The sequence below is a fragment of the Vibrio marisflavi CECT 7928 genome, assembly GCF_921294215.1.
Classification (GTDB): Bacteria; Pseudomonadota; Gammaproteobacteria; order Enterobacterales; family Vibrionaceae; genus Vibrio; species Vibrio marisflavi.
This window is the reverse complement of the sequence record NZ_CAKLDM010000002.1, coordinates 1,370,610-1,383,625: the sequence shown is the minus strand read 5'-3', so window position 1 is coordinate 1,383,625 and position 13,016 is coordinate 1,370,610. Positions and strand designations below refer to the sequence as shown.

Here is a 13,016-nt window from a genome sequence, read left to right as displayed (position 1 = left end):
ATAGAATGCAAGATAGCTCCCTTAAAACGCCTTACTTCATGATTGATGAAGTAAAACTAGTAGAGAACCTAGAGAAAGCGAAGCAACTAAAAGAGATTTCTGGTGTAAAGCTAGTCCTAGCCCTGAAGTGTTTTTCTACTTGGGGTGTGTTTGACATCATTAAACCATATTTAGATGGAACAACAAGTAGTGGCCCTTATGAAGTGAAGCTAGGCTACGAAACGTTCGGTGGTGAAACTCACGCATACAGTGTGGGTTATAGTGAAGCGGACATCATCGAAGTCGCGGATATATGTGACAAATTGATCTTTAACTCGCAGTCACAACTTCAAGCATACCGTCACCTAGTTGAAGGTAAAGCATCAATTGGATTGAGGCTAAACCCGGGAGTGAGTTGTGCAGGGCAAGATTTAGCAGATCCCGCGCGCAAATTCTCTCGTCTAGGCGTTCATGCAGACAAAATTGAACCACAACTCATGGAGCAGCTTGAAGGTGTAATGTTCCACATGAACTGTGAGAACAAATGTGTGGATTCTTTTATTCGCCTATTGGATGACATTTCCGCGAAGTTTGGCTCCTACCTAGATAAGATGAGTTGGGTGAGTTTAGGTGGTGGCGTATTTTTTACTTGGCCAGGTTATGAGCTGGAACGATTAGGAGAAACACTTAAAGCGTTCTCTGAAAAACACTCAGTGCAATTGTACCTAGAACCCGGGGAAGCCATTATCACTAAGACAACGGATCTTGTTGTGACTGTTGTTGATATTGTAGAGAACGAAAAGAAAACTGCGATTGTTGATTCTGCTACAGAGGCTCATCGATTAGATACCTTGATTTATGACGAGCCAGCAACAATTCAAGAATCTTCAGAGTACGGTGAGCATGAATATGTGATTGGATCTTGTTCTTGCTTAGCGGGTGACCAATTCTGTGTGGCTAACTTCGAAGAGCCGCTAAAGATTGGCCAACGTTTACATGTCATGGATAGTGCTGGCTACACTATGGTGAAACTGAACTGGTTTAATGGCTTAAAGATGCCATCAATCTACTGCCGTCGTGAAAATGGGCAAGTAGAGAAGCTAAATGAATTCGATTATTCAGATTTCAAGCGCTCGCTTTCACAGTGGAGTGTAAGCTAATATTGATTTAGCCTCGATACTAAAATGCCCAGCCTAGTTGCTGGGCATTTCTAACTTGGCCTGTTATTAGAAAGTAAACTTAATCTTCCCGCCATAGTAAACGCTGTCTGGATGCGCTCCAGCATTTAAGGCATATACCCGAGCATCGTCGTAGCCATCCCAAGTTGAACTTGTGAACTGAAACTCGGCATGTCCATTCCACATGTCAGAGGCCCATGCATCAATATGTCCGATTGGGTTTAGCAAGAATAGAGTGACGTCTCCCATAGTTTTAGAGCCCCAAACCTCACCGCCTTCGGCGACGATCTCTTGCTCTTTCTCAAACATATACTCACCGGCAACTGCTCCAAAGAATGGGGTGACGAATAGATCCTGCCAAGAAGGTACTTCAGCAAAAGCTTCTACACCATACTCCCAGAAAAAAGTAGAAAGGAATGCAGAGTAAAGGAATGAATGAAACTCATCATAGCCAGCATGTCGTGCAGCGGTATAGTAAACGCCGCCAAAGTAAGGGTGCATGATGTAGTTTAAGTAGTGCTCATCACGATCCCAAGTCGGCCCGGAAGATACATTGTCTTTCCACTTATTGCCAAGCTGACTAATATCACGGCTATCTTCATCCCACTTTGTAATAGAAGAGGGAAGTAGTGTCATTAGTCCAACAGTTACAACACTTAGCCCTAGAGTGGTGTAGGTTTGTGATTTTAGATACTCCCAGTCTGGTTCGGTTGATATCCGAAGGTATCTAGGCAGTTTTTCTTCGTTTTGATATTCACTTTCATTGCCTTTCAGAGCTAGTGAACTGATATTGTTGGTTGAAAATGGTTCGGGAAAGGCGTCAAACTCGTCATCGCTGTAGTTGACTGTATATAGGTTGGAATTGAAACCAGTGCGGTCGATGGAGTTAACATCATACGCGTTCGCTACAGCTGAAAAAGAAAGCAGCAATGCTGCTATGTTTTTCTTAAGCACACTAAACTCCATTTATCATTTCTAGTCCGTTAGAGTGGATGATTGTCTAATAAAATCAGGGGAATGGAAACAGAAATTTGAACAAAATGTTGGCATGATGGTTCGAATTGTTGAATATATTTAAAAATGTTACCTATGTCAGACATTTTTACAGCGCTATATCAGTATTACCACTTTAATTGTATGGAGTTCTAGAACTGATTTGGGTATATCATTACTAGAAGACCTTCAAAGCTTGTCTTAAAACTGTTTTGCTCCCCGTGTAAGGAACTAAAAATGATAAAAATTGCAATGCTAAGTACTGGCGAAGAAGTATTACATGGAGACATTGTTGATACTAATGCAGCCTGGTTATCTAGCACCTTTTTCGAAAATGGTTTTTCTCTGAGTAAACGTTCAACTGTGGGAGATGGCTTAGCGGTTATTACAGAAGAGCTGTTGATGCTCAGTTTCAATAGTGATGTTGTTATCGTGAATGGAGGTTTGGGGCCGACCAGCGATGATCTGAGTGCTCAGGCGGCAGCGAAAGCAGCGGATGAAGAGCTAACGTTGTTTGAGGCATGGAATGAAAAATTAGTAACTTTTTTCAAACAACGTGGCATCGAGATGCCTGAAAGCAACATCAAGCAGGCGATGCTACCCATTAGCTCGACGATAATTGATAATCCGATTGGCACTGCTTGTGGCTTTCAAATGACAATCAATCAGTGTTTGTTCTTTTTTACTCCTGGTGTGCCAAGTGAATTTAAATTAATGGTCGAAAGGGAGATATTACCAGCGTTGAAGCAGCGCTATCCCGAAGTCTCTGGTTATCATTGTAGCAAGCTACACACCTTTGGCGCGTCAGAATCAGGGTTATCAGATGTTTTGGATAAGATTCAGCTGCCAGAAGGACACTACCTCGGTTATCGCTCTTACCTGCCTTACATAGAGGTTAAGCTGTTTAGCCCAAAGGAAGACGAAGAAACGCGCATTAAACTTCTCCAACTCGTTTACGGAAATATAAGGCAGCATGTTGTTAGCGTTGACGAGTCTATGCTATCGAACATAGGTCATCTGATTGCGGAAAAGAAAGCTACAGTAGCTGTGTCTGAGCAGTCAACTCAAGGTTGGCTGACTAATTGGCTTCATAAAGACGAAAACTTGCAACAATATTGCAGCCACGGCTGGGTTTTAAGTGATAGCCTTACCGTTGGAAACGCTGAGCAAGATGAGTTAGCCGCGACATTCGCGTTAGCTGGTGCGACTCGCGAAAAGTGTGCGAGTGATATCGCAATAGTGACTGGCAAGTTAGTCGACAATCAATTCTATATTGCGCTTTCTAGTAAACAAGGAGAGTGGGGACAAAGGTTGGAGTTTAATAGGAGTTATCAGCCAGAAGATCAGAAAACAATCATAGGTACGGTAGCTGGTGATATGTTAAGGCGTTACTTATCTGGTCTACAGGTATTTACGAAATACAGTTCCGTCAAAACAATCAAGGAGATGCATATACCTGCTAGCGTATTACACCCGTAAAGCTTTACTCTTAAGGTTTGTCAAGATTGTGATTTTGTGTCCAGAATAGTAACTGTATGAATGGATTGGGTTATTACATATTTTTAACAAAAATTATTTTTTATAGCAAATTGATCTATAAACTAAGCTGATGATTTTCAATAATCCGTCCTCCATGTCTTAAAATTAAGGCTTCCGTTCTGCGTTTTTGTGCGTACACTGAACATTCGCTCTTGGAATTTTCGTGGAGGTCGGAATAATGTTACGTCAATCAAAATTGCTTGTCTGGTATAAGGTTGCCAGCCAAAAAGTTGTTTTAGGAGAGACGGTTAGTAGTGGTGAGCAGGACGTTGTTTCGATGTGGCATCAAGTGCCATTTGATAGTAACACAACCGGTTTTAACGGCTATCGCTTATCACTATTTGATGATGACGGCCGAGAGATTGCAGATAAGCCTATCTCGGTTCTAACGGCCGATGAGTTTCTACAAGGTTAAGTAAACCTGTTCTTCATATAGCAACTTCTCATTTAAATATCAGTTTTCTTTTTGAGTGCGCTTTGGCGCACTTTTTTGTGGAAGAAAGGTGATGTATTGATGGAAACTTATAGTAAAAGTCTTTGGAATTAACGCTATATTTATAAGTGTAATTTATAGTATATCCATGAATTACACTTTTGAGTTGTGAATGTCTCAGATGTAAAGGAGCTAAGTTGCTTAGACTGTCGAGATACCTGCTAGTTTTTCTTTTTTTCCGTTGCTTTGATCTTTTAGCTTCAACAGAGCTCAAAGTTGTGAGGGGCAACGAAAATTATTCCCCATATGAAATTAGTGGCGCAGATGGTGAGCTATATGGCTTGCATATTGACCTGGTTAAGCTCGCAGCTAAGAATGCTGGATATGACATATCATTCAATAGTATGCCTTGGAAGAGGGCGATACGAGATGTACAAACGGGTGCCGCGGACGCAATCATCTATATTAGCCGCAACCCAGAGCGCGAAAAATACCTCTATTTTCTAGACGAAAACCAAATATCTGAAGTACGATTCCATTTCTTGGTAAATGTAAAAGATAAAAAGGAGATACAGTTTTCGGGTGATATTGATACAGTTTTAAAAGATAGAACGCTACTTGTTCAGCGAGGTTTTTCATACGGTGCCACAGTTGATAAACCTGAATACAGTAAACATGAAGTGACAACAGCCGATCAGCTAGTCAGTATGATTTCTAGAGAAAGGGCTAAAGTAGGCATCATGAATATCTATGGCTTTAACTACATCTATGGTGAGCAAAATAACGTTGTGGCATTGCCGACTCCAGTGAAGACTAACAAAATATACATAGCGTTTTCCAAGAAAAGTAGTTCGCTAGCGACAGCAAAAAAATTTGCTCAAGCACTAAAATCATTGAAAGGCACAGCAGAATACAATGCTATTGTAATGCGCTATTTAGGAGGTATTGCAGAGCCAGCAGATGGCAGTGGAAAGTGAGAAAAAATAGGCGCAGAATAGCGCCTACTTTGAAGCCAAACAATTTAAGCTTGCTTTTCCTTTAAGCGATAGTTGACGTTTGATAGTTCAACATCACCCTTTGCTCTACATATGCAGGGCAACACGCTGTTTTCAGGTGTGTAAGCCATTGCGAAGCCTACGTATTCGACCTCACCTGAAACAAGTTCACAACGACATGCGCCACAATGACCATCACGACAGTTGTATTCAGGTTCAAGCCCTGCATTTTCCATCGTTTCAAGCAAGGTATTGGATGGATTTGATTTTATATAAGTAGCATTGTTGATTCGAATCGTTGCCATTATAGCTCGAAGCCCTCAAAGTCATCTTCGCTTACTTCGTTATCAATTTGTCCAACCAAATAAGAGCTGATTTCAGCTTCTTGCGGTGCTACTTGAACGTTGTCTGAGGATAACCAAGCATTAATCCATGGAATCGGGTTAGAAGTCGCCTCAGGGTAGGCAGCAGGTAACCCAACAGCTTGCATTCGTACATTGGTAATATATTCAACGTATTGACACAAGATATCTTCGTTTAGGCCAATCATTGAACCATCTTTAAATAGATAGCCTGCCCATTCTTTTTCTTGTTCTGCAGCTTCTTTGAAAAGCTCAAAACACTCTTCTTTACACTCTTCAGCGATTTGAATGAAGCTAAAGTCATCTTGCCCGTTGCGAAGAAGGTTAAGCATATGCTGAGTGCCAGTAAGGTGGAGAGCTTCATCACGAGCAATCAACTTGATAATTTTCGCATTACCTTCCATTAGCTCTCTTTCAGCGAAAGCAAACGAACAGGCGAAGCTCACGTAAAAGCGGATGGCTTCCAGCGCATTTACAGACATCAGACATAGATAAAGCTTTTTCTTTAGCTCGTTTAGGCTGATCGTAACGCTTTCACCTTGAATTTCATGTGTACCTTCACCGTAACGATGGTAGTCGTTGGTGAGCTGAATAAGATCATCATAGTAGTGGGCAATATCTTTAGCACGCTTAAGGATATGCTCATTTTCAACGATGTCATCAAATACGATAGCAGGGTCGTTAACGATATTACGAATGATGTGTGTGTATGAACGAGAGTGAATCGTTTCTGAGAAAGACCAAGTTTCAATCCATGTTTCAACCTCAGGCAATGAAACCAAAGGCAGTAAAGCTACATTTGGACTACGGCCTTGAATGGAATCAAGCAGAGTTTGATACTTTAGGTTCGAGATGAAAATGTGTTTCTCGTGATCTGGCAGCTTGTTGTAATCAATACGGTCGCTAGATACATCCACTTCTTCAGGGCGCCAGAAAAACGAAAGTTGCTTTTCAATCAGCTTCTCAAAGATTTCAAATTTTTGTTGGTCATAGCGAGCAACGTTTACAGATTGACCAAAGAACATTGGCTCTTTTAGCTGATTATTTTTGTTTTGAGAAAATGTACTGTATGCCATGCTTGTCTCAATTCCTTTTTGCCCTTCAATATGAAGGGCGTTTAAATTCGTATACCAATAAGTGTTGTGTCTATCTGTTAGATTTTACAACCGCCGCCTTCACAATCTTCTTCTTGAGCTTGAACTTCGTCACTTTGCTCATCTTTCGCACCGTCTCGAGTGTTATGGTAGTAAAGTGTTTTAACACCATATTTATACGCGGTTAGAAGGTCTTGAATAAGCTTCTTCATTGGTACTTTGCCACTGTCATAGACACTTGGATCGTAGTTTGTGTTGGCAGATATAGCTTGGTCAACGAACTTTTGCATGATGCCGACTAGATGTAAGTATCCATCATTTGAGCCGATATCCCACAGAAGCTCATAGTTCTCTTTTAGTTCCGTAAACTCCGGTACTACCTGTTTTAGAATGCCATCTTTAGACGCTTTCACAGACACATAGCCGCGAGGTGGCTCAATACCATTCGTTGCGTTAGAAATCTGAGAAGATGTTTCTGATGGCATCAATGCTGTTAGGGTTGAGTTACGAAGGCCGTGAGTCATAATTTCTTCACGTAACCCGTCCCAATCGTAATGCAGCTCTTCATCACACACCAAATCAACATCATTTTTGTATGTATCGATTGGTAGCAAGCCTTTCGCATAATTTGTTTCATCGAAAGAAGGGCATTTACCTTGCTCTTTTGCTAAGTTTACCGATGCTTTTAGCAAGTAATATTGCATTGCTTCAAAAGTGCGATGAGTTAGGTTGTTTGCACTGCCGTCGGAGTATTTCTTACCATTTTTCGCTAAATAGTAAGCAAAGTTAATGACACCCACACCAAGCGTACGTCGATTCATCGTTGAGCGATAAGCTGCTGGCAACGGGTAATCTTGATAATCTAATAATGCGTCGAGCGCTCGCACAACTAGCTCAGACAGACCTTCAAAATCGTCAAGAGAGTTGATCGCACCTAAGTTAAATGCAGACAGTGTACACAAGGCAATTTCACCTTGGTCATCTTCTACATTTGTTAGAGGCTTAGTTGGCAACGCAATCTCTAGGCATAGATTCGACTGTCTAACTGGCGCTACTGCAGCATCAAATGGGCTGTGAGTATTGCAGTGATCGACGTTCTGAATATAGATACGACCTGTAGAAGCACGCTCTTGCATCAATAAAGAGAAAAGCTCTAGTGCTTTTACGCTCTCTTTCTTAATTGATGGGTCATTTTCATATTGAACATACAATCTTTCAAACTCGTCTTGGTCTTGGAAGAACGCATCGTAAAGTCCAGGCACATCAGAAGGAGAGAATAGCGAGATATTTCCACCTTGTACCAAACGAGAATACATGAGTTTGTTTAGCTGTACGCCGTAGTCCATATGACGAACACGGTTCTCTTCAACACCACGGTTATTCTTCAGTACGAGCAAAGATTGAACTTCACCATGCCAAAGTGGGTAAAATACGGTTGCAGCACCGCCACGAACACCACCTTGAGAACAACATTTAACGGCTGTTTGGAAGTATTTGTAGAAAGGAATACAGCCGGTATGGAATGCTTCGCCTCTACGGATCTCTGAGCCTAACGCACGGATTCTACCTGCATTTACACCTATGCCAGCTCGTTGAGATACATAACGTACGATGGAGCTTGCAGTTGCGTTGATTGAATCTAAGCTATCGCCACACTCGATCAACACACATGAACTGAATTGGCGAGTAGGGGTACGCACGCCAGCCATTATTGGTGTCGGTAAAGAAATCTTGAACGTCGAGGTCGCGTCATAGAAGCGTTTCACATAATCTAGACGTGTTGCTTTTGGATACTTAGCGAACAGGCACGCAGCGACAAGAATATACAAGAACTGAGCACTTTCATAAATTTGTCCAGACACGCGGTTTTGAACGAAATACTTCCCTTCTAACTGTTTTACTGCAGCGTAAGAAAAATTTAGGTCGCGGCGGTGATCAATGTAATCATTGAGTTCTTCTAGCTCGGCAATGCTATAGTCTTCGATCAAGTGTTTATCGTACTTACCCATTTCTACAAGGTGGGAAATATGATCATAAAGCTTAGGCGGTTCATACTGTCCGTATGCTTTTTTGCGCAAATGGAAAACAGCTAACCTAGCAGCCAAATATTGATAATCAGGCGTTTCTTCCGAAATTAAATCTGCGGCTGATTTTATGATGGTTTCGTGAATGTCAGAGGTGGTAATGCCATCATAAAATTGTATGTGAGCTTTTAGTTCCACTTGTGAAACGGAAACATTATTTAGACCTTCCGCAGCCCAAGTGATCACTCGGTGTATCTTATCTAGGTCAATACTTTCTTTGCGTCCATCACGCTTGGTGACAGTAAGTTTTTGGTTCATTTTGCTTTATTTCCCTAATAAAACTTCTGTAAGTCGTATTTTTGTATAAGTTTTATAATTTTGCTGCCGACTTTGTAATCTATCTCTGTCTATATATTGAAGTATAGACACAATATATAGGGGTACATCAATGTTCGACTTACAAGATAGTGCTATCAATAGATCTTTTCAAGGAACAGGTTTTGAATGACTTGTGGATAACTCACAAAATTAAAAAAAACAGTAAGTGAACACTAACTTGTGATTCTAGAACATAGTTGAACAGGTGAAATCGTAGTTTCAAATACGCTCTTTAACTAACCAAGAACAAAAATATTTTTCTTGAAATTTATTAAAAATTGATCACGAAAAAAAATGATTAAAACTTGGATATTGTGCACACAAATTGTTTAAAAAAGCGGTAGCCATGTGCTACCGCTGCTGAAGCGCTTTAAACAACAAGTTTCATTGATATTTATGGCAGTTTTGTTGTATGAACGATGTAGTTTACATCAACATTGTTTCCGAGCTTGTAGGTACCAGTGAGAGGGTTGTATTGTAAGCCGGTAATTCCCATGTCTTTAAGGTCGGTTTGATCGATCATTTTTAGCATTTCTGAAGGGCGAATAAACTTTTCGTGGTCATGTGTACCTTCAGGAACAATCTTAAGTAGTTTCTCTGCCCCCAATATAGCAAACAGGTAGGATTTGAAGTTACGATTGAGCGTAGAGAAAAATACTTGCCCGCCCGGTTTGACAAGCTTTGCGCATGAGCTGATCACAGATTGAGGGTCGGGAACATGTTCAAGCATTTCCATACAGGTGACCACGTCGTACTGACCGGCATATTGAGCAGCGTGTTCTTCGACTGTACTCTGGATGTAGTTCACTGTTGTATTGGTTTCAAGTGCATGCAGTCTTGCGACTTCCAACGGTTCTTTACCCATATCAAGACCAGTCACCTCGGCCCCTTGCTTTGCCATGCTTTCTGCCAAGATTCCGCCACCACAGCCAACATCTAGTACTTTCTTATCAAAAATACCGTCCGACTTATCCATTACATAGTTAAGTCTCAGTGGATTGATTTGATGTAGAGGTTTAAATTCACCTTCTAAGTCCCACCAACGGGACGCCATGTCTTCGAATTTTTTTATTTCACTTGGATCGACATTCTGGGTGTTATTCATTTCGATGCACTCACTAGCAATATTTCCATGGGCCTGTAGACCTTCATATGGGCGGAATTATACCTAGAACTATTGAATAGTTATATATGCTATTTCGAGGTAGTTAATAGGGCAAAAAATAGCCATTTGAATGTGTATGGATTCAACACGGTTCAATTTATAAACAATTGTACCTTAACCACCTTCACAAGTTGATAAATGGGCAGGGAAAGTGATGCCGAATGGGATAATTCTGTGTTATATTTTCATACCTTATACGTATCAAATATACGATCAAACTGTAGAGGGACAACTGCTCTATGAGCGATCTAGCGAAAGAGATCACACCCGTAAATATTGAAGATGAGCTACGAGGTTCATACCTAGACTATGCGATGTCAGTTATCGTTGGTCGAGCTCTTCCAGACGTGCGTGATGGCCTTAAGCCTGTTCACCGTCGTGTTTTATACGCGATGAATGTACTAGGTAATGATTGGAACAAACCATATAAAAAATCTGCCCGTGTTGTTGGCGATGTAATTGGTAAATATCACCCTCATGGTGATAGCGCAGTTTATGACACTATTGTGCGTATGGCTCAGCCATTCTCACTTCGTTATATGTTGGTCGACGGCCAAGGAAACTTTGGTTCGATTGATGGTGATTCCGCTGCGGCAATGCGTTATACCGAAGTACGCATGGCAAAAATTGCCCACGAATTATTGGCAGATTTGGATAAAGAAACTGTAGATTACGTACCAAACTACGATGGTACTGAACAAATCCCAGCAGTTTTACCAACTAAAGTTCCAAATCTACTCGTCAATGGCGCTTCAGGTATAGCGGTTGGTATGGCGACGAACATCCCGCCTCATAACCTAACAGAAGTGATCGATGGCTGTTTAGCATACATCAACAATGAATCTATCACGATTGATGAACTGATGGATTTCATTCCGGGACCAGATTTCCCAACGGCTGCACTAATTAGCGGTCGTAAAGGTATCGTTGATGCCTATAAAACAGGGCGTGGTAAGATTTACATGCGTTCTAAGGCTGATATCGAAACTGACAAGAATGGCAAAGAAACCATTATTGTCACTGAGATTCCATACCAAGTGAACAAAGCTCGTTTGATTGAAAAAATCGCAGAGCTAGTTAAAGACAAGAAAGTCGAAGGCATTAGTGCACTTCGCGATGAGTCTGACAAAGATGGTATGCGTATTGTTATCGAATGTAAGCGTGACGCAGTGGGTGAGGTTGTTCTGAATAACTTATACGCTCAGACTCAGCTACAAACTACATTCGGTATCAATATGGTTGCGCTAAACAATGGCCAACCACAGCTGTTTAATCTTAAAGACATGTTGAAGTGCTTCGTTGATCACCGTCGTGAAGTGGTGACTCGTCGTACTATCTATGAATTGAAGAAAGCTCGCGATCGTGCTCATATCTTAGAAGGTTTGGCACTAGCGCTAGCGAATATTGATGAAATTATCGAACTAATTCGTCATGCGGCAACACCAGCTATCGCTAAAGAAGGGCTAACTTCTCGCGGTTGGGATCTGGGTAATGTTTCTGCAATGCTTGAACGTGCAGGGACTAATGCAGCCCGACCTGACTGGTTAGAAGAGCAATTTGGTATCCGTGATGGCCAATACTTCTTAACAGATCAACAAGCCCAAGCAATTCTAGATCTTCGTTTACAAAAGCTTACTGGTCTGGAACATGAAAAAATCCTAGACGAGTACAAAGCGCTACTAGAAGAAATCGCTGAGCTAATGCATATCTTAGCGAGTACAGAGCGTTTGATGGAAGTTATCCGCGAAGAACTAGAAGCTGTAAGAGATGGCTTCGGTGATGAGCGTAGAACTGAAATTACTGCAGCGAGTCACGATATCGACATGGAAGAGCTCATCGCTCGTGAAGATGTTGTCGTGACATTGTCACATGAAGGCTACGTGAAATACCAGATCCTCAGTGACTACGAAGCACAACGTCGTGGTGGTAAAGGTAAGAGTGCCACCAAGATGAAAGAAGAAGACTACATAGAAAGATTATTGGTGGCGAATACCCACGATAACATTCTATGTTTCTCAACTCGTGGTAAAACTTATCGCTTGAAGGTTTATCAATTACCTCTTGCAAGTAGAACAGCTCGAGGCAAGCCAATTGTTAATATTCTTCCACTAGAAGAGAATGAGCGTATTACTGCAATTCTTCCTGTGTCTGAGTTTAGCGATGACAAGTACATCTTCATGGCAACAGGCGACGGCACGGTTAAGAAAACATCTCTAGATCAGTTTGCAAACGTTCGTTCAAATGGTCTTATTGCTGTTAACCTTCGTGATGACGACTCTTTAATCGGTGTTGATATTACTGATGGCGACAGTGATATTATGCTGTTCTCTAAAGCGGGTAAAGTGGTTCGCTTTAAAGAAGATAAAGTAAGGCCAATGGGCCGCACTGCAGCGGGTGTTCGCGGTATGAAGTTAGTTGAGGAAGGCGATCAAGTTGTCTCGCTAATCGTACCTTCTAACGACGGTGATATATTAACCGTGACACTTAACGGCTATGGTAAGCGTACAACCCTAGAAGAGTACCCGACGAAAGGTAGGGCGACTCAAGGCGTAGTGTCAATTAAGGTTTCAGAGCGTAATGGTCCAGTAGTCGGCGCAATCCAAACTGAGGAAGGCGACGAGATGATGATGATTACTGATGCTGGAACACTGGTTCGCACTAGAGTGGCTGAAGTGAGTCAGGTTGGCCGAAATACTCAAGGTGTAACCTTAATTCGAACTGCTGAAGACGAGCATGTTGTAGGCCTACAGCGCATCGATGAAGTTGAAGAAGCTGAACTATCTGAAGAAGAGTTAGAGGAAGGGGCTGTAACAGCTTCTAACGAAGAAAACTCTGAAACGTCGTCAGGCGATACTGAGTAATTCGTTAACACTAAC

10 protein-coding genes are annotated in these 13,016 nt (G+C 41.6%); 5 read left to right on the top strand and 5 right to left on the bottom strand.

Annotated features, from left to right (window positions below; translation table 11 throughout):
• Nucleotides 1-5 precede the first annotated feature (5 nt).
• Nucleotides 6-1,139, top strand: coding sequence for a carboxynorspermidine decarboxylase (nspC, locus tag L7A31_RS13110; protein WP_237362235.1), 1,134 nt, complete (start codon nucleotides 6-8; stop codon nucleotides 1,137-1,139).
• A 66-nt stretch (nucleotides 1,140-1,205) separates the two neighbouring features.
• On the opposite strand, the gene L7A31_RS13105 is transcribed toward nspC, so the two are convergent.
• Complete coding sequence (locus L7A31_RS13105; protein ID WP_237362234.1) at nucleotides 1,206-2,111, bottom strand: DUF3943 domain-containing protein; 906 nt, start codon at nucleotides 2,109-2,111, stop codon at nucleotides 1,206-1,208.
• Between the two features lie 276 nt (nucleotides 2,112-2,387).
• Here L7A31_RS13105 and L7A31_RS13100 point away from each other — a divergent pair, with 276 nt between their 5' ends.
• From L7A31_RS13100 to L7A31_RS13090, 3 genes are all read left to right on the top strand, one after another.
• A complete protein-coding gene (locus L7A31_RS13100; RefSeq protein ID WP_237362233.1) occupies nucleotides 2,388-3,629 on the top strand; it encodes a CinA family nicotinamide mononucleotide deamidase-related protein in 1,242 nt (413 codons plus the stop codon).
• Nucleotides 3,630-3,867: 238 nt separating this feature from the next.
• Nucleotides 3,868-4,104, top strand: coding sequence for a hypothetical protein (locus L7A31_RS13095; protein ID WP_237362232.1), 237 nt, complete (start codon nucleotides 3,868-3,870; stop codon nucleotides 4,102-4,104).
• A gap of 296 nt (nucleotides 4,105-4,400) precedes the next feature.
• Nucleotides 4,401-5,099, top strand: a complete 699-nt coding sequence (locus tag L7A31_RS13090) for a substrate-binding periplasmic protein (RefSeq protein ID WP_237362231.1) — start codon at nucleotides 4,401-4,403, stop codon at nucleotides 5,097-5,099.
• A 44-nt stretch (nucleotides 5,100-5,143) separates the two neighbouring features.
• Here the strand turns inward: L7A31_RS13090 and yfaE are convergent, their stop codons facing one another.
• From yfaE to ubiG, 4 genes are all read right to left on the bottom strand, one after another.
• Nucleotides 5,144-5,422 carry a class I ribonucleotide reductase maintenance protein YfaE gene (yfaE, locus tag L7A31_RS13085; protein WP_237362230.1) on the bottom strand — a complete coding sequence of 93 codons (279 nt, stop codon included), beginning with the start codon at nucleotides 5,420-5,422 and terminating at the stop codon, nucleotides 5,144-5,146.
• Nucleotides 5,422-6,555 (bottom strand): class Ia ribonucleoside-diphosphate reductase subunit beta, encoded by a 1,134-nt coding sequence (gene nrdB, locus L7A31_RS13080; RefSeq protein WP_237362229.1) that lies wholly within the window; start codon nucleotides 6,553-6,555, stop codon nucleotides 5,422-5,424. The genes yfaE and nrdB overlap by 1 nt, the downstream gene beginning before the upstream one ends.
• A 77-nt stretch (nucleotides 6,556-6,632) precedes the next feature.
• A complete protein-coding gene (nrdA, locus tag L7A31_RS13075) occupies nucleotides 6,633-8,915 on the bottom strand; it encodes a class 1a ribonucleoside-diphosphate reductase subunit alpha (RefSeq protein ID WP_237362228.1) in 2,283 nt (760 codons plus the stop codon).
• A 454-nt stretch (nucleotides 8,916-9,369) separates the two neighbouring features.
• Nucleotides 9,370-10,080 (bottom strand): bifunctional 2-polyprenyl-6-hydroxyphenol methylase/3-demethylubiquinol 3-O-methyltransferase UbiG, encoded by a 711-nt coding sequence (gene ubiG, locus L7A31_RS13070; protein WP_237362227.1) that lies wholly within the window; start codon nucleotides 10,078-10,080, stop codon nucleotides 9,370-9,372.
• Nucleotides 10,081-10,379: 299 nt separating this feature from the next.
• Here ubiG and gyrA point away from each other — a divergent pair, with 299 nt between their 5' ends.
• On the top strand, nucleotides 10,380-13,001 hold the full coding sequence (gyrA, locus tag L7A31_RS13065) for a DNA topoisomerase (ATP-hydrolyzing) subunit A (protein WP_237362226.1): 2,622 nt from the start codon (nucleotides 10,380-10,382) through the stop codon (nucleotides 12,999-13,001).
• Nucleotides 13,002-13,016: the final 15 nt, after the last annotated feature.

Bases quoted from the DNA above. Each gene is read 5' to 3' on its own strand.
- nspC (WP_237362235.1), top strand. From the start codon at position 6: ATGCAAGATAGCTCCCTTAAAACGCCTTACTTCATGATTGATGAAGTA.
- L7A31_RS13100 (WP_237362233.1), top strand. From the start codon at position 2,388: ATGATAAAAATTGCAATGCTAAGTACTGGCGAAGAAGTATTACATGGA.
- L7A31_RS13095 (WP_237362232.1), top strand. From the start codon at position 3,868: ATGTTACGTCAATCAAAATTGCTTGTCTGGTATAAGGTTGCCAGCCAA.
- yfaE (WP_237362230.1), bottom strand. From the start codon at position 5,422: ATGGCAACGATTCGAATCAACAATGCTACTTATATAAAATCAAATCCA.
- nrdB (WP_237362229.1), bottom strand. From the start codon at position 6,555: ATGGCATACAGTACATTTTCTCAAAACAAAAATAATCAGCTAAAAGAG.
- nrdA (WP_237362228.1), bottom strand. From the start codon at position 8,915: ATGAACCAAAAACTTACTGTCACCAAGCGTGATGGACGCAAAGAAAGT.
- ubiG (WP_237362227.1), bottom strand. From the start codon at position 10,080: ATGAATAACACCCAGAATGTCGATCCAAGTGAAATAAAAAAATTCGAA.
- gyrA (WP_237362226.1), top strand. From the start codon at position 10,380: ATGAGCGATCTAGCGAAAGAGATCACACCCGTAAATATTGAAGATGAG.